This is a genomic window from Bradyrhizobium sp. CCGE-LA001 (assembly GCF_000296215.2).
GTDB lineage: Bacteria > Pseudomonadota > Alphaproteobacteria > Rhizobiales > Xanthobacteraceae > Bradyrhizobium.
Genome location: NZ_CP013949.1, coordinates 7,556,433 through 7,576,289, shown reverse-complemented (window position 1 = coordinate 7,576,289; position 19,857 = coordinate 7,556,433). Strand labels below are relative to the sequence as shown.

The following is a 19,857-nucleotide window of genomic DNA, read 5'->3' as shown; positions in this document are numbered from 1 at the left end:
ACCTCGTGTGTCAAAAGGCAAAAATGCCGCATGACACGCCTCTCATCGCCACCATCGTTGCTGGACTTGGACTAGCTTTCGTACTCGGAACAATCGCGCAACGGTTCCGTGTTCCGCCGTTGGTTGGCTATCTCCTTGCGGGCGTCGCGGTCGGCCCGTTCACGCCGGGATACGTTGCCGATCAAGCGCTTGCCACCGAGCTCTCCGAACTTGGCATCATCTTGCTGATGTTCGGCGTCGGGCTGCATTTCTCCCTTCAGGATCTGCTCAGTGTGCGCAAGATCGCCGTTCCCGGCGCCGTCGTGCAGATCGCGGCCGCAACGGTGATGGGGCTCGGTCTTGCAGTTCTGATGGGCTGGAGCATCGGCGCGGGTCTCGTGTTCGGATTGGCCTTGTCAGTCGCGAGCACTGTCGTCCTTCTTCGCGCAATGCAGGAGCGGCGGCTGATGGAAACCGATCGCGGCCGCATCGCCGTCGGCTGGCTTATCGTCGAGGACCTCGCGATGGTGCTCGTGCTGGTGCTTTTTCCGGCGATCGCGAGCCTCCAGGGTGGATCCGATGGCAAGCCTGCCTTCGATCCGCTCGCGGCGCAGCTGGGCCTCGGACTGGCCGGCGTCGTGATGCTGACGGTCGTCAAGATCGTCGTGTTCATCGGCTTGATGCTGGTGGTGGGGCGCCGCTTCATCCCCTGGATCCTGCATTACATTGCGCACACGGGCTCGCGAGAACTGTTCCGCCTGGGCGTGCTCGCGATTGCACTCTGCATCGCGTTCGGAGCCTCGAAGCTGTTCGACGTCTCGCTCGCGCTGGGCGCCTTCTTCGCCGGCATGATGCTGCGGGAATCGCCGCTCAGCGCGCGCGCCGCGCAGGAATCGCTGCCGCTGCGCGATGCCTTCGCGGTGCTGTTTTTCGTCTCTGTCGGCATGATGTTCGATCCGCTCAGCGTCATCCGTGAGCCTTGGCCTTTGCTGGCGACGCTTGCGATCATCATGCTCGGCAAATCCGCTGCGGCATTCCTGATCGTGATCCTGTTCCGTCATCCGGTCGCGACCGCGCTGACGATCTCCGCAAGCCTATCGCAAATCGGCGAGTTCTCCTTCATCCTGGCAGAACTAGGCGTTTCCTCGCAAATTTTGCCGAAGGAGGGCCGCGATCTGATCATGGCGGGGGCGATCCTTTCCATCATGCTCAATCCGCTGATGTTTGCAGCCGTCACCTGGCTGGCGCCGCTGCTAGAGCCGCGCCGGGATGAGCCGCAAGCGGTCGCCGCAGTGCCCGAGCCGATCCGCACAACTGAGCTGACCGACCATACGATCGTGATCGGCTATGGCCGCGTCGGCGCACTCGTTGGCGATGCGTTGATGCAGCGGCAATGGCCATTTCTCGTCGCCGAAGTCGGAGAGCGCGTGCTCGAGAAGCTGAAGCAGGGCGGCATCGAAACCGTCATGGGCAACGCCGCGAAGCCCGAGATTCTCGGTGCGACCAACCCCTCTCGCGCGAAGCATCTGGTGATCGCGATCCCAGAAGCGTTCGAGGCGGGACAGATCGTGCAACAGGCGCGTGCCGCCAATCCGGACATTCAGATCATCGCGCGGGCGCATGCGGATGCCGAAGTCGAGCACTTGAAGGGGCTGGGCGCGGATGTCGTGATCATGGGTGAACGCGAAATCGCGCGCGGCATGATCGAGGAGCTGGAGAGGAGATATCCAGATGCTGCCCAAACTCCCCCTACCATCGCGGCGGGTTCGGTCCTTTGATCTGATGACGCCTGCAGGGCGGATCTACCGGTTTCCGCCGCCGACCTTGGCGCAGCGGCTGCTGCGGTGGGGACTGGCACATGCGGAAACCCTGGCGATCTCGGCGGCTATCCTGGGCTTGATCTATGTCGCGGGCTTTGCCGCCGAGGCCTTGGATCGGTCGATGTTTGACGCGTGCAATGATCGGATTGGGCAGCCCATTGGAATGTCGTAACCCGAGCAAGCGAAGCGATACCCGCGAAAGTGTCGCAAGACCCCGGATGTCGCTTCGCACATCCGGGCTGCGGGCCTATAATCCGCTCCACACGAGTCCAAGGGAGCACGCCATGCAACACACCATGGTTCCCAGTGATCGCGTCGAGCACGTCGCCGTCTATGGCCGTGACGGCACCAAGCTCGGCACGATCGAGAGATTGATGCTCGACAAGGTGAGCGGAACCGTCGCCTACGCCGTCATCAAGACCGGGCGACTGCTCGGCACCCATCACCATTATCCCGTGCAGTGGAGCTCGCTGAAATATGATCCGGGACGTCAGGCCTTCCAGATCGATCTGACGCCGGAACAATTGAGCAGCGGCCCCTGCGAAGCCGATGGCGATGAATTCGACTGGGGCGACCGCTCGCGGCCGTACCAGCATCCGAACTACTGGTCGATCTAGCCGAGCGGCAATCGTTGTTGCCCGGACTAGCGAAGCGAGACCGGGTGCAAGTCATCGCGACGACCGGATGTCGCTGCGCGCATCCGGGCTTCGGCGTCCCGCGCCCGTCCTTACCGCTCGGCCGCCTCGCGCTCCATGTCGCGCCCGGAGAGATCCTCGCCCTGCATGTTGGCATAGTCGCGCGCCATCTCCCGCATCAAGAACTTCGCCGGCACGTCGTGATAGGCGCCGCGGTCGTTGACATATTGCATATAGGCGCGTCCCTCGCCGTCGAGGGGATGTAGCAGCGCGTCGGTGTGGCCGTCGAAATCGAGTGGGGCCACGCCGACCTTGGCGCAGAGCGTGTCGTTGAAGGTTGGCGTCGCCTTGCGCCAGGCGTCATCGACATAAACCTCGGTAAAGCCATGCCAGGTGAAGATGTCCGTCCCCATGCTCTGGCGCAGCTTCTCGGTGGTGAGGTGGTTCTTCACATCCGCAAAACCGACGCGAGCCGGAATGCCGTGGACGCGGCAGGCGGCCGCATAGAGTGCGGCCTTGCCGACGCAATAGCCTTGCCCTGCGGCGAGCACACTCGACGCTCGGAAGGTCTCGGCGGCGCGCATGCTGACATAGGGATTGTAGCGGATGCCGTCGCGCACCGCCTTGTAGAGCGCGCTCGCCTTGCCGCGCACGCTCGCATCCGCGCGCACGGCTGTCTCGGCGAATTGCCGCACGGCGGGGTGGTCGCTGTCGATGTACTCGCCGGGGTCGGTGTAGAGGCGGCGGATGGTATCGGGCAGGGTTTCGGTCATGATCTGAGCTTAGCAGCCGGCTTTGGCCGGGCTCAATTTCGTTCGTTGCAGGCCGCCCATGCTCGCGGCACTACCCCGTCACCGCTTGCGTCGAGCCGCTACGGCTTTTGCAAGCGGCGACGCTGCGCTAGGATTACTGGAACCGTCGACCCCGGGGGAGACGTAGCGTGCTGAGGTGGTGTGCCCATTGCCAGCAGTTCATTGGGGAGATGCCGCCGCACGCGGACCTGAGCATCACGCACGGGCTGTGCCGGAAGTGTTCGGGCGAGCAGCCGGATCTGCTCAGCGACGGTGAGTTTGCCCATGCGGTGGTGCTGCGGGACATCTTTCAGGCGCTGTTTGCCGCCGGTCGCAAGAGCGATTTCGATGCGGCCGGGCCGCTGGTCGACCGGGCCATCGTCGCCAACTGCCGTCCCGTGGACATCCTCGTCGGCATGATCGCGCCGATGCTCTACGAGATCGGCCGCGCCTGGGAGCGCGGCACACTCACGGTCGCGGGCGAGCACGAGTTCACGGCCTTCGCCGAGCGGGTGGTCGATCTTGTCGAGGCGCGGATGAATCGGGCCTCGTCACAACGGGCGCGGTTCGCCGGTGAGGGCCGCTATTTTCTGATGAACGCGCCCGGCAACACCCATGTGGTGGGGATTCGCATTCTCGCGCTCTGGCTGCAGAACCAGGGATGGCAGACGCGTCATGTCGACGAGCTTACGGTTCTCGATGCCTTGTCCGAGCCTTCTCTTGCCGGCGAGCCCAAGACGCTGCTCGTCTCGATCGCATTGCTCGAGCAGTGCGAGGCCGTCAGGGCGCTCGTCGAGCGCGTGCAGGCACTGCCGGCACCTAATCGTCCAAAGATCGTCCTCGGTGGCTACGCCGTCAAAACGCGCCTGGTGCCTCGTATCCCCGGGGTGGTGCTCGCCCGCGACATCAGCGCGCTGGGCCTCGACTGAAAGCGGCTAGGTGCGGTTGCGCATCCAGTCGGCGAGGCCGGACAGCGCCTTGTCGAGATCCTGCCGCGCGGCGCGATCTGCCACCGTCTCCTCCAGCGCGCCGCGCATGCAAATCATCCAGGCGTCGCGCTCGGCATCACCGATGGCAAAGCCGATGTGCCGCTGGCGCAGCCGCGGATGGCCTTTCGCGGGCGTATAGAGCCGCGGCCCGCCGGTCCATTCGGTGAGATAGCGCTTCAAGACGTCCCTGATCAGGCCGAGGTCGTCCGCATGCATGGCACGGATGATCTTCGCTTCCGGCAGCGTGTCCATGCGGTCGTAGAAGCGATCGACGAGACGATCGATCGCGCTACTCCCGCCGATCCGTTCGAACATGGAGACGGTGACGGTGCCGTCGGTCATCTACAGCGCCACGCTGCGCAGGCCGAAGCTGCGCGCCTCGTTCTGCAGCACCGGCCGCACCGCATCGATCAGCCGCACCGCCGCGGCATCGACGCTGAGCCCCGCGGTATCCACCACCGCCGTTGCGCGCGAATACAGCGGCTCGCGGCTCAGCAAGATGTTGCGCAGCTCCGCCATCGCGGAGCGGTCGTCGGCCATCGGACGGAGGTCGCCCTGGCGGCGGACGCGGGCCATGTGCTCCTCGGGCTCGGCCTTCAGCCAGATCGTATAGAACGAAGACAGGATCTGGTCGAAGGTCAGCGGCTCGGAGACGATGCCGCCGCCGGTCGCCAGCACCATCAACTCGTTGCGCGCGAGCAGCTGCTGCAAGGCCGCCTGCTCCATGCGGCGAAAGCCTTCCTGGCCGTAGAGCGCGATGATCTCGGCGACCGAGAGCCCGTTCTGCTGCTCGACCTCCTTGTTGAGCTCGACGAAGCTCCAGCCGATCTTCTTCGCCAGCATCCGCCCCAGCGTCGATTTGCCGGCGCCGCGCAGGCCGATCAGCGCAATGCCGCAGAAAGGCGCGCGCCGCGGCGCGGTTGCGCTGCCGCCGGCGAGCAAATCCTTGGCTTGGGCGATCTGGCCAGGGGTCGCCTTGCGCAGCAGGTCGCGAAACATCTGCCAGTCCGGCGTCGGATCGGCCGAAGGCAGCAGATCTTCGAGATGCGCGCCCATAGCATCGGAGACGCGGCGCAACAGCACGATCGAGACATTGCCCTTGCCGCTCTCGAGCTGCGCGATGTAGCGCTCCGAAATGCCTGATACCTTGGCGAGTACCTTGCGCGACATGCCGCGCAGTGCGCGCATGGTGCGCACACGCTGGCCGAGTTGTTCGAGGAATTGAGATTCGGCGTCGGGACTGTCGGTCATGAGCCTTCTTTAACGGATGTCTTCTTGAAGAAGGTCCGCGTTTTAATGAAACATAGTGCCTGATGGCATTGACAGCAAGCCGTCGCAGTGTCTTTCTATGAATTATAATTCTAAATTCTGGGGAGACGTCCGTGAGCGAGGGATCCTATAACGCGGTGACCTGGCTGCTCGACCGTAACGTCGAGGAGGGCAGGGGAAGCAAGCTCGTCTTCGACGACACCGTTTCGCGGCTCACCTATGGCGAACTCCAGCACCAGAGCTGCCGCGCCGCCAACATGCTGCGCCGGCTCGGCGTACGCCGCGAGGAACGCGTGGCGATGATCATGCTGGATACGGTCGATTTCCCGATCGTGTTCCTGGGCGCAATCCGCGCCGGCATCGTGCCGGTGCCGCTCAACACGCTGCTCACTGCGGACCAATACGCTTACATTCTCGCCGACTGCCGCGCGCGCGTGCTGTTCGTCTCGGAGGCGCTCTATCCCGTCATCAAGGACGTCGTCGGCCGCATGCCCGACCTCGAGCATGTCGTGGTGTCCGGCGCGAAGCAGAACGGCCACAAGCAACTCGCCGAGGAGATCGCCGGCGAGAGCGACCAGTTCACCACCGCGGCGACGCATCCGGACGAGCCGGCGTTCTGGCTCTATTCGTCAGGCTCGACCGGCATGCCCAAGGGCGTCCGCCATCTGCACTCCAATTTGCAGGCGACCGCCGATACCTACGCCAAGCAGGTGCTCGGCATCCGCGAGAGCGACGTCTGCCTCTCCGCGGCAAAGCTGTTCTTCGCCTATGGTCTCGGCAACGCATTGACCTTCCCGATGTCGGTCGGCGCCAGCGTGATCCTGAACAGCGAGCGGCCGACGCCGGCGCGCATGTTCGACCTGATGAATCGCTACAACCCCTCGATCTTCTACGGCGTGCCGACGCTGTTCGCGGCCATGCTCAACGACGAGACGATGAAGACCGAGCGCGGCGGCAAAAACTTGCGCATCTGCACCTCCGCCGGCGAGGCGCTGCCGGAATCCGTCGGCAACAGCTGGAAGGCGCGCTTCGGCGTCGACATTCTCGACGGCGTCGGCTCAACCGAGCTGCTGCACATCTTCCTGTCGAATGCGCCCGGCGACATCAAATACGGCTCGTCCGGCAAGCCGGTGCCGGGCTATGCGGTGCGGCTCGTCAACGAGGCCGGTCAGGACGTCGCCGATGGCGAGGTCGGCGAGCTCCTGGTCGATGCGCCCTCCGCCGGCGAAGGCTACTGGAATCAGCGCCACAAGAGCCGGCGCACCTTCGAGGGCCCGTGGACCCGCACCGGCGACAAATACGTTCGTGACAGCGACGGCCGCTACACCTTCTGCGGCCGCGCCGACGACATGTTCAAGGTCTCCGGCATCTGGGTTTCGCCCTTCGAGGTCGAGAGCGCGCTGATCACGCATCCGGCCGTGCTGGAAGCCGCCGTCGTGCCCGAGGCCGATCCGGAAGGCTTGCTCAAGCCAAAGGCCTTCGTCGTATTGCGGCCCGGCGCCAAGGCGAGCGACCTGCAGGAGATGTTGAAGGAGCACGTCAAGCAGAAGATCGGCCCCTGGAAATATCCGCGCTGGATCGACGTCGTGGACTCCCTGCCGAAGACCGCGACGGGGAAGATCCAGCGGTTCAAGCTGCGGGAAGGGGCGAATTAGTCAGCCACGTGCAACAGGCCGTCATGGCCGGGCTTGTCCCGGCCATCCACGTGCGGCCGCGAACGAGGAAAGACGTGGATGCCCGGGTCAAGCCCGGGCATGGCGACGGAGAGAGAAGAGCGCAAACATGACCAACCTCACCCCTACCGGTTTCCTCAGCATCGGCAACGCCAGCCTCGAATACAAATGGCTGGCGCCGCAATCCGCCGACGCTCCCACCATCGTCATGCTGCATGAAGGCCTCGGCTCCGTCGGCCTTTGGGGCGATTTCCCGGAAAGGCTCCAGCAAGCCACGGGCGCCGGCATCTTCGTCTATTCGCGCGCGGGCTACGGCCAGTCGAGCAAGGTGACGCTGCCGCGGCCGCTCGATTACATGCAGCGCGAGGCGCTGGACGTGCTGCCCAAGCTGCTCGACGCCATCGGCTTCAAGCGCGGCCTGCTGCTCGGTCATTCCGACGGTGCCTCGATCGCGACGATCTATGCCGGCGCGCATCAGGATCATCGCCTCAGCGGTCTCGTGCTGATCGCGCCGCATTTCATCGTCGAGGACATCTCGGTCAAATCCATCGCCGCGATCAAGGCCACCTTCGAGACCACGGACCTCAAGGCAAAGCTGGCGCGCTGGCATCAGGATGCCGACAACGCCTTCTATGGCTGGAACGGCGCCTGGCTCGATCCGAAATTCCGCGACTGGGACATCTCCGAATACCTCGCCTATATCCGCGTTCCCGTCCTGATCCTGCAAGGCGCGAACGACCAATATGGGACATTGCGTCAGGTCGAAATTGCGCAGCAAGAGTGCTACTGTCCGGTGGATTTTAAAGTCATTTCAGAGGCGGGGCATTCTCCGCATCGTGAAGCGCCGGGGGCGACGCTTGACGCAATCGAGCAATTTGCAAGCGCGGCCCTGCGCGACGATCAGGGGCTTCAGGGACGCGCCGCATGATGTTGCGGGGGCGCACCTTCAATGAGTGTGCCTTCGAACGCGAGCGGGCCGCTGCCGTGGCCGCAATGGGCCTATGTGCCGGGCGAGACCGGTGCGCCCGATGCCGATGGCGAGACGCTGGACATCGCCAAGGCGCTGGTGCCTCCGGCGTTCCGCGGCCATGTGCCGGCGCGCCATCCGGCGCTACGGTACGGACTTGCTCTCAACGATCGCGGCTATTTCTGGGAAGCGCAGGAGGTGCTGGAGGCCGTATGGGCCGCAGCCCCGCAAGGCGGCCGAGAGCGCATTCTGCTGCGCGCCTGCGTCCACATCGCCAATGCCAATTTGCGGCTGCGGATGCAGCGGCCGCACTCGGCCGCGCGCCTGTTCGGGGATGCGCTCGGCGAACTGCGCACGCTGAAGTCCCGCAAAGCGGCAGCGGCCGGCGACGGCTTCGTCGAGACCTTCCCGGTCGCGGCCCTGATCGCGCTGTTGCAAGCCAAGCTCGGCCGTTCAGAGCTCTCCAAGGCCGACTGGATCGCGCTCGGGGCGATCGTGCGCTCGTAAGTGGTTTCATGAAACAAAGTGCATGTGACGGCCGTTAAGGACTAGACGGGTTCAAAAAGATGCATTATTGTGCATCTAACGCTACGGCGACAATGCATAACCAAGCTCAGGGATGACCTATGGCCGGGGAAGATCGGCGCCTTGCAGGCGGCGCGACATTCATCGATTTCCAGACCGAACCCTCTCGCTACAAGCACTGGAAGCTCGCGGTCGAGGGTGACGTCGCGACGCTGACCATGGACGTCGACGAGAACGGCGGCCTGTTCGAGGGCTATCTGCTCAAGCTCAACTCCTACGACCTCGGTGTCGACATCGAGCTCGCCGATGTGATCCAGCGGCTTCGCTTCGAGCACCCGGAGGTGAAAGTCGTGGTGATGCGCTCGGCCAAGAACCGCGTGTTCTGCGCCGGTGCCAACATCCGCATGCTCGCCGGCTCGACGCACGCTCACAAGGTCAATTTCTGCAAGTTCACCAACGAGACCCGCAACGGCATGGAAGATTCTTCCGAGAATTCCGGCCAGCGCTTCATCACCGTGGTGAACGGCTCCGCCGCCGGCGGCGGTTATGAGCTGGCGCTTGCGACCGATCACATCATCCTCGCCGATGACGGCTCGTCCGCCGTGGCGCTGCCCGAGGTGCCGCTGCTCGCGGTGCTGCCGGGCACCGGCGGGCTGACGCGCGTCGTCGACAAGCGCAAGGTGCGCCGCGACCACGCCGACTTCTTCTGCACTATCGAGGAAGGCGTGAAGGGCAAGCGCGCGGTGCAATGGCGCCTCGTCGACGAGATCGCGCCGAACTCGAAGCTCGAGGCCAAGATCGCCGAACGTGCCAAGGAGTTCGCAGGCCAGTCGAAGCGCAAGGGCAGCGGCAAGGGCATTGCGCTTTCGCCGCTCAAGCGCGTCATCGACGAAAACAGCATCCGCTACGGCTTCGTCACGGTCGACATCGACCGCACAGCGCGCATCGCCACCATCTCCATCAAGGCACCGGAGGCGGCACCGCCGGCCGATATCGACGGCATGATGGCGCAGGGCGCTGCATTCTGGCCGCTCCAGGTCGCGCGAGAGATCGACGACGCCATCCTGCATCTGCGCATCAACGAGCTCGAGATCGCCATGCTGGTGTTCAAGAGCCACGGCGATCGCGCCCATGTGCTCGCCAGTGACGCTTTCCTCGAAGCCAACAAGGCGCACTGGCTGGTCAACGAGATCAGGCATTATTGGAAGCGCGTGCTCAAGCGCATCGACGTCACCTCGCGCACGCTGGTGACGCTGGTCGAGCCCGGCTCCTGCTTTGCCGGCACGCTCGCCGAACTCGTCTTCGCTGCCGACCGCTCCTACATGCTGATCGGCACGCGCCAGGGCGACAACCGTCCGCCGCCGTCGATCGAACTGTCCGCGATGAATTTTGGCCCGTATCCGATGAGCCATGGGCTGACGCGGCTGGAGTCACGCTTCCAGGCCGATCCGTCCGACGTGGAGCGCGTCGAAGCAACGCTCGGCACCGCGCTCGACGCCGAGCAGGCGGAAGAGCTTGGCCTCGTCACCTTCGCGCTCGACGACATCGACTGGGACGACGAAGTCCGCGTGTTCCTGGAGGAGCGCGCCAGCTTCTCGCCCGACAGCCTCACCGGCATGGAAGCGAGCCTGCGCTTCGTCGGTCCCGAGACGATGGAATCGAAGATCTTCGCGCGGCTGACTGCGTGGCAGAACTGGATCTTCCAGCGCCCGAACGCAGTCGGCGAGGAAGGCGCTCTGCGCCGCTATGGCAGCGGTCAGAAGCCGAAATTCGATATGACGCGAGTTTAGGCGAGTGGGGAGTGGCGAATAGCGAATAGGGGAAATCCATTCGCTACTCGCCATTCGCTATTCGCTATTGCAGTTTCCCACGGGAGGTCCACCATGAACATGAACATCATGAACGTCGACTACTCGACCAAGATTCCGAACAACGTGAACCTCGCCGAAGACCGCCAGGTGCTGAAGGCGCTGGAGGGCTGGCATCCCGGCTACATGGATTGGTGGAGCGACATGGGGCCGGAAGGCTTCCAGGAATCGCTGGTCTATTTGCGCACCGCATACTCGGTCGATCCGCGCGGCTGGGCCAAGTTCGACTACGTCCGCATGCCTGAATATCGTTGGGGCATTCTCCTTGCTCCCCAGGAAGAAAATCGCGTCGTGCCGTTCGGCGAGCATTATGGCGAGCCGGCCTGGCAGGAAGTCCCGGGCGAGCATCGCGCCATGTTGCGCCGCCTGATCGTGATCCAGGGCGACACCGAGCCTGCCTCGGTCGAGCAGCAGCGCCATCTCGGCAAGACCGCGCCCTCGCTCTACGACATGCGCAACTTGTTTCAGGTCAATGTCGAGGAAGGCCGCCATCTCTGGGCGATGGTCTATCTGCTCCAGAAATATTTCGGTCGCGACGGTCGCGAGGAAGCGGATGATCTGCTGCGCCGCCGCTCCGGCGATGCCGATTCGCCGCGCATGCTCGGTGCCTTCAACGAGGCGACGCCGGACTGGCTGTCCTTCTTCATGTTCACCTATTTCACCGACCGCGACGGCAAGATGCAGCTGCACTCGCTTGCGCAGTCGGGCTTCGATCCCTTGTCGCGCACCTGCCGCTTCATGCTGACCGAAGAAGCGCACCACATGTTCGTCGGCGAGACCGGCATCACCCGCGTCGTGCAGCGCACCTGCGATGCCATGCGCGAAGCCGGCATCACCGATCCCACCGACATCGCCAAAGTCCGTGCGCTCGGAGTGATCGACCTTCCAACCATCCAGAAAAAGCTGAACCTGCACTACACCCTGTCGCTCGACCTGTTCGGCTCGGAGGTCTCCACCAACGCGGCCAACGCCTTCAATGCCGGCATCAAGGGCCGCTATCACGAGACCCAGATCGAGGACGATCACCAGCTCAAGAACGCCACCTATCCCGTGCTCAAGTTCATCAACGGCGAGATCAAGCTGGTGGACGAGCCGGCGCTGACCGCGCTCAACATGCGCCTGCGCGACGATTACAGCCAGGATTGCGTCAAGGGCATGCTGCGCTGGAACAAGGTGATCTCGACCGCGGGCTACGACTTCAAACTGACGCTGCCCAACGTCGCCTTCCATCGCCACATCGGCGAATTCAAAGACATCCACGCCACGCCCGACGGCATCTTGATCGACGAGGCCACCTGGGCCAAGCGCAAGGACGAATGGCTGCCCTCGACCAGCGACGGCGACTTCATCACGTCCCTGATGCAGCCCGTCACCGAAACCGGCAAGTTCGCGTCCTGGATCTCGCCGCCGAAGGTCGGCATCGACAACAAGCCCGGCGATTTCGAGTATGTGAAGATCGAGTCGTGAAGGAACTGGCGAATAGTGAATGGCGAGCAGCGAATCGAGCAAGAAGCACTATTCGCCATTCGCTACTCACTATTCGCCCCTTCAACTATCCCACCCGCTCCCCTTGATGCCCGGGTTCGCATAAACGATCCCGCCATCCACCGCGATAGTTGCGCCTACCACGTAATCGCCCGCACGCGAAGCCAGATAGATCGCGGCGCCAGCCATGTCCTCGTCGGTGCCGATGCGACCCACCGGCACGCGGGTCGCAACTTCGTCGGCATGATCGCGCGCGGCGCGGTTCATGTCCGACTTGAACGGGCCGGGCGCGATCGCCGTGACCACGATGTGGTCGGGGGTGAGCTTGACCGCCATGCGCCGCGTCAGGTGGATCAGCCCGGCCTTGCTCGCCGCATAGGAATAGGTCTCGCCGGGATTGACGAAGATGCCGTCGATCGAGGCGATGTTGATCACCTTGGCCGGCCGCTCCGCGCTCGCGGATGCGCGCAGCGTCGGCGCCAGTGCCTTGGTCAGGAAGAACGGCGCCTTCACGTTCAGGTTCATCACCTTGTCCCAGCCGCTTTCCGGAAACTCGTCGAAATCCGCGCCCCAGGCCGCGCCCGCATTGTTGACGAGGATGTCGAGCTTGGACTCGCGCTTGTTGTATTCGCTCGCCAGCAGCTCGGCGCCGGCAACCGTCGAGATGTCGATCGGCAGCGCGATGCATTCGCCGTCATATTGCGCGGTGAGCGCCTTGGCGGTCTCCTCGCAGGGGCCGGCCTTGCGCGCGGTGATGTAGACCTTTGCCGCGCCGGCGCTGAGAAAGCCCGCCGCGATCATCTTGCCGATGCCGCGCGAGCCGCCCGTCACGAGCGCAACGCGGCCTTTGAGCGAGAACAGGTCGTTGAACATGATGCCTCCCTTGGTTGGCGCCCGTTGTCTGCGGGGCGGGCAGGGGAGTCAATCGCGTCGTCGTCCTGGCGAAAGCCAGGGCAACGGCTAGGCCGCCGCAATCCGGCGAAAGCCGTTCCACATCGCGGTCGCGGCGCCCGAGGTCAGCACCGGCAGGATCCGCGCGTCCTGGTAGTTGCCGTTGAGCGAGACGCGCGGCAGCGCAGTCATGTGGCCGGCGTTCTCGGCGAACAGCATGCCGGGGCGCGTAGTCACCGCGGTCTTGAAGCCCGCTGCCGCAGCGAGCGCGAATTCGCGCTCGCCCGCCGCGTCGCGGTCGCCATAGGGATAGGCGAAATGCAGCACGGGCCGCTCCAATGCCTGCTCGATCCGGGCACGGCTCACCGCCATCTCCCGCGCGGCGATCTCTTCCGTCTGTTTGGCGAGATTGCTGTGGCTCACGGTATGGGCGCCGATCGTGACCAAGGGATCGGCGGCCAATGTCTTCACCTCGTCCCACGACAGGCAGAGGCTGCGGCACAGCGCTTCCATGTCGACGCCGTAATTCGTGCAGAGGGCTTCGATCTCGCGGTTGAGGTCGTGCTCGCCCGGCAACGCGCGCAGCCAGTCGTGCAGGCGGTCGAACGCCGCCTGCTTGGCGGCGGGTGTCGATGCATCGAGCCGCAGTGCGGAGTGGCCGATTTGCACGTCGATCTGGTCGGTCCTGGCGATCACCGCTTCCAGCGCGGTCCACCACAGACGTCCGGCGCCCTCGGCGAAGTCGCTCGCGACATAGACGGTCAAGGGCGCGTCAAATTCGCGCAGCACCGGCAGCGCATGCTCCAGATTGTCGCGATAGCCGTCATCGAGGGTGAAGGCGGCGAAGCGGCGTTCGAACCGGCCCTGCACCAGCCGCTCATGCAGCTCGTCCATGCTGACGATGTCGATGTCGCGCGAGCGCAAGTGGCAGAGCGTCGCGCGCAGGAAATCGGGGGTGACTTCGAGATGCCGGTTCGGCTGGAACGCAGCCTCGCGGGCGGGCCGCACGTGATGCAGCATGAAAATGGCGCCGACGCCCGATAGCAACGGGCGCAACAAATGGTGCGCCCCGCTGAAATAGAGCGCTTCCAGCCCGGCGCGGATGACGTTGTTGCGGAGTTGTTTCATTGCAGGCTGGCGGACCCCCGGGCATTCCACCCACAACTTACGGAAGGACCCTTGAAGAAAAAGTTATTCCGGTTGTCCACGCAGGCCCACCGGAAGGGTCCCATTTCCGGTTTGACAGCCTGCCAAGGGTTTGTTTTGTCTCCGGTTCCAGAGTTCGGGTCGTCGAATGCAGAAGCTTTTCAGGTGGGCCAGCAAATGGTGGCCAGGGCTGATTCCCCTGGCCGTGATGTGGGGATTTGCGGCCTGGAATAATACCTTGCCGGTCGAGGCGGACCTGTCGGCCCGCAGCGCGGCGGCGCTGAAGGATACCGTTCTGGACAAGACCCGGATCGCGGTCGATGGCCGCGATGTCAGCCTGGCCGCGGAGGCCTTCTCCGAGGAGGGGCGCCGCGACGCCGTGATGGCGGTGGAGACCGTCCCGGGCGTGCGGCTGGTGGATGACCGGACCCGACTTGTTCCCGAGGCCAAGCCCTTCGTCTGGAATGCCGAACGCGACGTGGTGCGGGTCACCCTCTCGGGTTCCGCGCCGCTGCCCTCGATGCGGGCGCGGCTGACCGAGGCGGCGCGCAAGGAGGTCGCCGGCGTCGAGGTCGCCGATCAGATGGGTCTGGCGCGGGGCGCGCCTCCGCGGTTCGAGGCCGCCGCGACGTTGCTGCTCGACCAGATCGGCAAGCTGAAGGACGGCAAGATCACGATCACGGACACCAAGGTCAATCTGTCGGGCATGGCGCGCGAGCTCGGCGGCCGTGAGGCGATTGCGGCCGCACTGAAGAACCTGCCTGAGGGTTTCTCGATTGCCGCCAACGACGTCAAGGCGCCGCCCTACATCTTCCAGGCCTACAAGGATCCGGTGGCCGCAACGGTGACGATGACCGGCTATGTCCCGGACAACGCTGTTCACGCCGCGATCGCAACCAGCGCCTCGCGAAAGTTCTTCAACGAGAAGGTCGTCGACAGCCTCAAGGCCAGCATCGGCGCGCCCGGCTCCTTCAACACCGCCGTGATCGCAGCGCTCGGTGCGCTGTCGCGGCTGTCCACCGGCACGCTCGTGGTGTCGGACCGCGAGGTGAAGCTGTCGGGCGATGCGCTCTATGAAGGCGCCGCCAACGACATCCGCGCCGGGCTCGGCAAGGATTTTCCGAAGAACTGGCAATACAAGCCGGAAATCACGGTGAAGCCTGCGGCCGGCCCCGTCGACGGCACCGTGTGCCAGCAATTGTTCTCGGACCTGCTGAATAAGGGCAAGATCCGCTTTGCGGCGAAACGCGCCGACATCGATCCGGATTCGGCCGGCATTCTCGATCACCTGATCGAGACGGCGCTGCGCTGCCCTAACGTCAATGTCGAGATCGCCGGGCATACCGATGCCGAGGGCGAGGACGGCTTCAACAGGGCTCTCTCGGAGAAGCGCGCCCAGGCGGTGATCGATTATCTGGTCAAGGCCGGGCTGCCCGCCAGCCGCTTCACGGCGGTTGGTCACGGCAGCACGCAGCCGCTCGCCGGCAACGACACCGACGAAGGCAAGGCGCAGAACCGCCGCATCGAATTCCTGGTGAGGTGATGATGCCCTATCTCGTCTCGTTCCACATGGGCTGGCTGATCGGCTCGCTGCTGCTGGGCTTTTGCATGGGCTGGATCTCGGTGGTTCAGCGCGGCAACGGCACCTCCAAGGTGACCGCACGCTGGCTCGCCGCGCTTGCCGCCGGTCTGGTCGCGGCTTCGCTCGCGCATGTCGTCCCTGGCCGCTTCGGCTATTGGCTCGACCTCGGCCTGATCATGTTCGCCTGCTATCTCGTCGGCTGTACCATCGGCGCATGGCTGCGCGACCGCGTGGTGTCGAGGAGCACCCCGCCGGCTGCCCTGTGAGCGGGGCGCGCGTCGGCCGCGGCCTTTCGGCGCATCGGAAACCCGTAAACGACCGGGCAATGCCCCTCTTTCAACAGGCAGGGGTGCCCCATAGATTGACGTCGACTTAAGCCGTGACGGAACATTGTCTGCGCGAAATCATCAAAACTTCATGGCGCCTGCGCAGGATTGCCAAGGAGATTCGCGTCACGCCTTGCCGCCGAAAGGGTCAAATCGTGCAACAGGAGCCAGAACCCTGCCTAAAATATTGAAGGCACGTGTTTTTGTTCGAATTGGCGAATTCCACTTCGCTCCAAAACGCGCTAGTGGAGGGGCAGGGGGCATGCGCGATACCGTAGCCGGCGGCAAGGGTTCGTTGAGTGCCTGTGCGTCGTCCGCCTGTCTGCCGGCCACCCTGGCCGCTGAAGCGTTGTTCGAGGTCTAGATGCTGGAAGCCATACGCAGGGCGATGACGTTTCTGCGCGAGAAGCAAGTCCTGCATAAGCTTGGAGTTGTGATCAGCGTCGCGGTCATCGGCATCGCTTGCTATGTGCTGTACCACATGCTGCGAGGCATCGATCGCAACGAGGTCGTCGAGGCGATCAAGAGCACCGAGCCGAGTCAGATTGCGATGGCGGCGCTGTTCGTCGCCGCGGGCTATTTCACCCTGACCTTCTACGACCTGTTCGCCACGCGCGCGATCGGCCACCCCCACGTTCCCTATCGCATCAATGCGCTCGCCGCCTTCACCAGTTATTCAATTGGCCACAATGTCGGCGCATCGGTCTTCACCGGCGGTGCGGTGCGCTACCGCATCTATTCGGCCTATGGGCTGAATGCGATCGACGTCGCCAAGATCTGTTTCCTCGCCGGCCTGACCTTCTGGCTCGGCAACGCCGCCGTGCTCGGCCTCGGCATCGCCTACCATCCGGAGGCCGCCGCCTCGATTGACCAGCTGCCGGCCTGGCTGAACCGGACGCTGGCGCTGATGATCATCGTGGCGCTGATCGCCTACGTGGTCTGGGTCTGGACCCAGCCGCGCGTGGTCGGCCGCGGGCCCTGGACCGTGGTGCTGCCGGGCGGCCCGCTGACGCTGCTCCAGATCGCCATCGGCATCGTCGATCTCGGCTTCTGCGCGCTCGCCATGTACGTGCTGGTCCCGGACGAGCCCAATGTCGGCTTCGTCGTGGTCGCGGTGATCTTCGTCTCGGCGACGCTGCTCGGTTTCGCCAGCCATTCGCCCGGAGGCCTTGGCGTGTTCGACGCCGCCATGCTGGTCGGCCTCTGGCAGATGGACCGGGAGGAGCTCCTGGGCGGGATGCTGCTGTTCCGCGTCCTCTATTATCTGGCCCCCTTCGTCATATCTGTAATCTTGCTGACGTTTCGCGAAGTTATGATCGGCGCACGTTCGAAGCGCTTGCAGCAGGCGGCGCTCAAGCTCGATCCCGGTCCGGCGCGTGAGGCCGCCTATGTGAGAGAGCGCAGCGACGGCGGCGCCTGACCGGCGCAAGCCCTGAAGGAGAAGCCCTCCCCGATGGCGATCGACGCCCCATCTTCTCCCAACGCCCAGCCCTGGTCCGATCGGTTGCGGCACTCCACCATCATCCTGATCGCCGCGGCGCTGGCGCTGTCGGTGGTGGTCTCGCTGGGCGAGTTGTCGGCGCTGCACGCCGCCCTCGTGTTCCTCTGCATCGCCGCGGCGGCGCTGATCCCCTGGCGTCTGCACGATCCCGCCGCATCGCGCGACGACGTCAGGCGCATCAACCCGGTCGAGAGTGCGGCGGTGGCTGCCGTCGTCGCCGGCATGCCGGATCCCGCAGTGCTGCTTGACCGCGCCGGCCGCGTCATCCATCTCAATGCCGCCGCCGCCCAGCTCGCGCCGGCGCTGCGCAGGAACGAGCTCGCCCAATTTGCGCTGCGCTCGCCGGAGATCATCACGGCCTTGCGCGAGGCGATCGCGACCACCGAGCCGCGGCGCGCGACCTATCTCGACCATGTCCCGGTCGATCGCTGGCTGGAGCTCATGATCACGCCGGTGCCGGTGCCGACCAGCTTCGGCGGCGCCGACAAATGCATGCTGATGACCTTCCACGACCAGACGCCGCTGCGGCGCGTCGAAGAGATGCGGGCCGATTTCGTCGCCAATGCCAGCCACGAGCTGCGCACTCCGCTCGCTGCCTTGTCCGGTTTCATCGACACCCTCCAGGGCCAGGCCAAGGACGATCCGAAGGCGCGCGAGCGCTTCCTGGGCATCATGCACAACCAGGCCACCCGCATGGCTCGCCTGATCGACGACCTGCTCTCGCTGTCGCGTGTCGAGCTCTCGGCCCATGTCCGTCCCGACACCCTGGTCGACCTGCTGCCGATCATCCGCCAGGTCGCCGACGGGCTCGAGCCGCTGGCGCGGGAACGCCAGGTCGAGGTCGAAACCCATCTGCCGGACGCCCCGGTGATGATCGCAGGCGACCGTGAGGAATTGCTCCGCCTGTTCGAGAACCTGATCGAGAACGCGCTCAAATACGGCGCCTCGGGCGGACGCGTCATCGTGTCGCTGACCTCGACATCGGCCACTGATGGAACTCAGGAAATCCGGGTCATGGTCCGCGATTTCGGCCCCGGCATCGCGCCCGAGCATCTGCCGCGGCTGACCGAGCGCTTCTATCGGGTCGATGTCGGCGACAGCCGCTCGCAAGGTGGAACCGGCCTCGGATTATCGCTGGTGAAACATATTCTTAACCGTCATCGCGGCCGCCTCCTGATCGAAAGCGTGCCCCGCCAGGGTGCCACTTTCACCGCCTGTTTTCCCCAGGCCAAGTCGCAGGCCGTGACCTGAAAATCAAGCGATTCCAGTTGCTTGAGGGTGTCATCCAGCTGTCACGAAACCTTCGTAAAAGCACAGCCGACCGCTCCTAAAGGGGCGGGCGTGGGGAGCGCGATCGGGCGCGGATGGCGCTTCGCTCCCCTGTATGGAGACCAGCATGAATTTCCTCAAAACTATCGTCGCTGCTGGCTTGGTCGCCGCATCGGCGACGGCAGCCTTTGCTGCCGACATCACCGGTGCCGGCGCGACGTTCCCGTTCCCGATCTATTCGAAGTGGGCTGACGCCTACAAGAAAGAGACCGGCAATGGTCTGAACTACCAGTCCATCGGCTCGGGTGGCGGCATCAAGCAGATCCAGGCCAAGACCGTGACCTTCGGCGCCAGCGACGCGCCGCTCAAGGCCGAGCAGCTCGAGAAGGACGGTCTCGTGCAGTGGCCGATGGTAATGGGCGCCATCGTTCCCGTCGTCAATCTCGAGGGCGTGAAGCCGGGCGAGCTGGTGTTCGACGGCGAGACGCTGGCCAGCATCTATCTCGGCAAGATCACCAAGTGGGACGACGCCGCCATCAAGAAGCTCAATCCGAACGTGAAGCTGCCGTCGGACGCCATCACCGTGGTTCGCCGCTCGGACGGTTCGGGCACCACCTTCAACTTCACCAACTACCTGTCCAAGGCCAGCGCGGACTGGAAGAGCAAGGTCGGCGAGGGCACAGCTGTCGAGTGGCCGGTCGGCGTCGGCGCCAAGGGCAACGAAGGCGTGTCGGGTAACATCAGCCAGACCAAGAACTCGATCGGCTATGTCGAGTACGCCTATGCCAAGCAGAACAAGCTGACCTACGCCGGTCTCGTCAACAAGGCCGGCAAGCCGGTGCAGCCGACCGTCGAAGCCTTCCAGGCGGCCGCCTCCAACGCCGACTGGTCCAAGGCCCCCGGCTACTACGTCATCCTGACCGACCAGCCCGGCGACAAGTCCTGGCCGATCACGGCGGCGACCTTCATCCTCATGCACAAGTCCGCCACCGACAAGGCTGCCTCGCAGGAGGCCATCAAGTTCTTCCGCTGGGCCTTCAAGAACGGCGGCAAGATGGCCGAGGACCTCGACTACATCCCGATGCCGGACAGCGTCGTCCAGCAGGTCGAGAAGACCTGGGCTGCCGAAATCAAGAGCTGA

19 protein-coding genes are annotated in these 19,857 nt (G+C 64.5%); 14 read left to right on the top strand and 5 right to left on the bottom strand.

Annotated features, from left to right (window positions below; translation table 11 throughout):
- Positions 1-23: 23 nt before the first annotated feature.
- From ybaL to BCCGELA001_RS34435, 3 genes are all read left to right on the top strand, one after another.
- Positions 24-1,757, top strand: a complete 1,734-nt coding sequence (ybaL, locus tag BCCGELA001_RS34445) for a YbaL family putative K(+) efflux transporter (protein ID WP_060737321.1) — start codon at positions 24-26, stop codon at positions 1,755-1,757.
- On the top strand, positions 1,711-1,971 hold the full coding sequence (locus BCCGELA001_RS34440) for a hypothetical protein (RefSeq protein WP_144441639.1): 261 nt from the start codon (positions 1,711-1,713) through the stop codon (positions 1,969-1,971). The genes ybaL and BCCGELA001_RS34440 overlap by 47 nt, the downstream gene beginning before the upstream one ends.
- Positions 1,972-2,083: 112 nt before the next feature.
- On the top strand, positions 2,084-2,416 hold the full coding sequence (locus tag BCCGELA001_RS34435) for a PRC-barrel domain-containing protein (protein WP_060737320.1): 333 nt from the start codon (positions 2,084-2,086) through the stop codon (positions 2,414-2,416).
- A 110-nt stretch (positions 2,417-2,526) separates the two neighbouring features.
- On the opposite strand, the gene BCCGELA001_RS34430 is transcribed toward BCCGELA001_RS34435, so the two are convergent.
- Positions 2,527-3,207, bottom strand: a complete 681-nt coding sequence (locus BCCGELA001_RS34430) for a transglutaminase-like domain-containing protein (RefSeq protein WP_060737319.1) — start codon at positions 3,205-3,207, stop codon at positions 2,527-2,529.
- 167 nt (positions 3,208-3,374) lie between these two features.
- On the opposite strand from BCCGELA001_RS34430, the gene BCCGELA001_RS34425 reads away from it, so the two are divergent.
- Positions 3,375-4,154 carry a cobalamin B12-binding domain-containing protein gene (locus tag BCCGELA001_RS34425; RefSeq protein ID WP_158511673.1) on the top strand — a complete coding sequence of 260 codons (780 nt, stop codon included), beginning with the start codon at positions 3,375-3,377 and terminating at the stop codon, positions 4,152-4,154.
- Positions 4,155-4,160: 6 nt separating this feature from the next.
- Here BCCGELA001_RS34425 and BCCGELA001_RS34420 read toward each other — a convergent pair whose 3' ends face one another.
- Positions 4,161-4,556, bottom strand: coding sequence for a group II truncated hemoglobin (locus tag BCCGELA001_RS34420; protein ID WP_008540978.1), 396 nt, complete (start codon positions 4,554-4,556; stop codon positions 4,161-4,163).
- Positions 4,557-5,465 (bottom strand): helix-turn-helix transcriptional regulator, encoded by a 909-nt coding sequence (locus BCCGELA001_RS34415; protein ID WP_008540979.1) that lies wholly within the window; start codon positions 5,463-5,465, stop codon positions 4,557-4,559.
- 131 nt (positions 5,466-5,596) lie between these two features.
- Here BCCGELA001_RS34415 and BCCGELA001_RS34410 point away from each other — a divergent pair, with 131 nt between their 5' ends.
- The 5 genes from BCCGELA001_RS34410 (at position 5,597) to boxB (ending at position 11,983) form a co-directional block, all read left to right on the top strand.
- A complete protein-coding gene (locus BCCGELA001_RS34410; protein ID WP_008540980.1) occupies positions 5,597-7,138 on the top strand; it encodes a benzoate-CoA ligase family protein in 1,542 nt (513 codons plus the stop codon).
- Positions 7,139-7,265: 127 nt separating this feature from the next.
- Positions 7,266-8,084 (top strand): alpha/beta fold hydrolase, encoded by an 819-nt coding sequence (locus BCCGELA001_RS34405; protein WP_008540981.1) that lies wholly within the window; start codon positions 7,266-7,268, stop codon positions 8,082-8,084.
- Positions 8,085-8,105: 21 nt separating this feature from the next.
- A complete protein-coding gene (locus tag BCCGELA001_RS34400) occupies positions 8,106-8,630 on the top strand; it encodes a DUF309 domain-containing protein (RefSeq protein ID WP_060737317.1) in 525 nt (174 codons plus the stop codon).
- A gap of 119 nt (positions 8,631-8,749) precedes the next feature.
- Complete coding sequence (gene boxC / locus BCCGELA001_RS34395; protein WP_060737316.1) at positions 8,750-10,438, top strand: 2,3-epoxybenzoyl-CoA dihydrolase; 1,689 nt, start codon at positions 8,750-8,752, stop codon at positions 10,436-10,438.
- A gap of 93 nt (positions 10,439-10,531) precedes the next feature.
- On the top strand, positions 10,532-11,983 hold the full coding sequence (boxB, locus tag BCCGELA001_RS34390; RefSeq protein ID WP_060737315.1) for a benzoyl-CoA 2,3-epoxidase subunit BoxB: 1,452 nt from the start codon (positions 10,532-10,534) through the stop codon (positions 11,981-11,983).
- A gap of 81 nt (positions 11,984-12,064) precedes the next feature.
- On the opposite strand, the gene BCCGELA001_RS34385 is transcribed toward boxB, so the two are convergent.
- Both BCCGELA001_RS34385 and BCCGELA001_RS34380 read right to left on the bottom strand, forming a co-directional pair.
- Positions 12,065-12,874, bottom strand: coding sequence for an SDR family oxidoreductase (locus BCCGELA001_RS34385; RefSeq protein WP_008540984.1), 810 nt, complete (start codon positions 12,872-12,874; stop codon positions 12,065-12,067).
- A gap of 87 nt (positions 12,875-12,961) precedes the next feature.
- Entirely contained in the window at positions 12,962-14,020 is a 1,059-nt protein-coding gene (locus BCCGELA001_RS34380) for a polysaccharide deacetylase family protein (protein ID WP_060737314.1), read from the bottom strand.
- 166 nt (positions 14,021-14,186) lie between these two features.
- Here BCCGELA001_RS34380 and BCCGELA001_RS34375 point away from each other — a divergent pair, with 166 nt between their 5' ends.
- The 5 genes from BCCGELA001_RS34375 to pstS all read left to right on the top strand — a co-directional run bounded on the left by BCCGELA001_RS34375 (position 14,187) and on the right by pstS (position 19,857).
- Positions 14,187-15,581 carry an OmpA family protein gene (locus tag BCCGELA001_RS34375; RefSeq protein WP_060737313.1) on the top strand — a complete coding sequence of 465 codons (1,395 nt, stop codon included), beginning with the start codon at positions 14,187-14,189 and terminating at the stop codon, positions 15,579-15,581.
- Between the two features lie 2 nt (positions 15,582-15,583).
- Entirely contained in the window at positions 15,584-15,886 is a 303-nt protein-coding gene (locus BCCGELA001_RS34370; RefSeq protein ID WP_060738012.1) for a hypothetical protein, read from the top strand.
- Positions 15,887-16,310: 424 nt separating this feature from the next.
- Complete coding sequence (locus tag BCCGELA001_RS34365) at positions 16,311-17,366, top strand: lysylphosphatidylglycerol synthase domain-containing protein (protein WP_008540991.1); 1,056 nt, start codon at positions 16,311-16,313, stop codon at positions 17,364-17,366.
- Between the two features lie 33 nt (positions 17,367-17,399).
- A complete protein-coding gene (locus tag BCCGELA001_RS34360; RefSeq protein ID WP_060737312.1) occupies positions 17,400-18,698 on the top strand; it encodes an ATP-binding protein in 1,299 nt (432 codons plus the stop codon).
- Between the two features lie 145 nt (positions 18,699-18,843).
- Positions 18,844-19,857 (top strand): phosphate ABC transporter substrate-binding protein PstS, encoded by a 1,014-nt coding sequence (gene pstS / locus BCCGELA001_RS34355; RefSeq protein WP_008540997.1) that lies wholly within the window; start codon positions 18,844-18,846, stop codon positions 19,855-19,857.

Coding starts and splice junctions, on each gene's coding strand:
- ybaL (WP_060737321.1), top strand. CDS start 24: ATGCCGCATGACACGCCTCTCATCGCCACCATCGTTGCTGGACTTGGA.
- BCCGELA001_RS34440 (WP_144441639.1), top strand. CDS start 1,711: ATGCTGCCCAAACTCCCCCTACCATCGCGGCGGGTTCGGTCCTTTGAT.
- BCCGELA001_RS34435 (WP_060737320.1), top strand. CDS start 2,084: ATGCAACACACCATGGTTCCCAGTGATCGCGTCGAGCACGTCGCCGTC.
- BCCGELA001_RS34430 (WP_060737319.1), bottom strand. CDS start 3,207: ATGACCGAAACCCTGCCCGATACCATCCGCCGCCTCTACACCGACCCC.
- BCCGELA001_RS34420 (WP_008540978.1), bottom strand. CDS start 4,556: ATGACCGACGGCACCGTCACCGTCTCCATGTTCGAACGGATCGGCGGG.
- BCCGELA001_RS34415 (WP_008540979.1), bottom strand. CDS start 5,465: ATGACCGACAGTCCCGACGCCGAATCTCAATTCCTCGAACAACTCGGC.
- BCCGELA001_RS34405 (WP_008540981.1), top strand. CDS start 7,266: ATGACCAACCTCACCCCTACCGGTTTCCTCAGCATCGGCAACGCCAGC.
- BCCGELA001_RS34400 (WP_060737317.1), top strand. CDS start 8,106: ATGAGTGTGCCTTCGAACGCGAGCGGGCCGCTGCCGTGGCCGCAATGG.
- boxC (WP_060737316.1), top strand. CDS start 8,750: ATGGCCGGGGAAGATCGGCGCCTTGCAGGCGGCGCGACATTCATCGAT.
- boxB (WP_060737315.1), top strand. CDS start 10,532: ATGAACATGAACATCATGAACGTCGACTACTCGACCAAGATTCCGAAC.
- BCCGELA001_RS34385 (WP_008540984.1), bottom strand. CDS start 12,874: ATGTTCAACGACCTGTTCTCGCTCAAAGGCCGCGTTGCGCTCGTGACG.
- BCCGELA001_RS34380 (WP_060737314.1), bottom strand. CDS start 14,020: ATGAAACAACTCCGCAACAACGTCATCCGCGCCGGGCTGGAAGCGCTC.
- BCCGELA001_RS34375 (WP_060737313.1), top strand. CDS start 14,187: ATGCAGAAGCTTTTCAGGTGGGCCAGCAAATGGTGGCCAGGGCTGATT.
- BCCGELA001_RS34370 (WP_060738012.1), top strand. CDS start 15,584: ATGCCCTATCTCGTCTCGTTCCACATGGGCTGGCTGATCGGCTCGCTG.
- BCCGELA001_RS34365 (WP_008540991.1), top strand. CDS start 16,311: ATGCTGGAAGCCATACGCAGGGCGATGACGTTTCTGCGCGAGAAGCAA.
- BCCGELA001_RS34360 (WP_060737312.1), top strand. CDS start 17,400: ATGGCGATCGACGCCCCATCTTCTCCCAACGCCCAGCCCTGGTCCGAT.
- pstS (WP_008540997.1), top strand. CDS start 18,844: ATGAATTTCCTCAAAACTATCGTCGCTGCTGGCTTGGTCGCCGCATCG.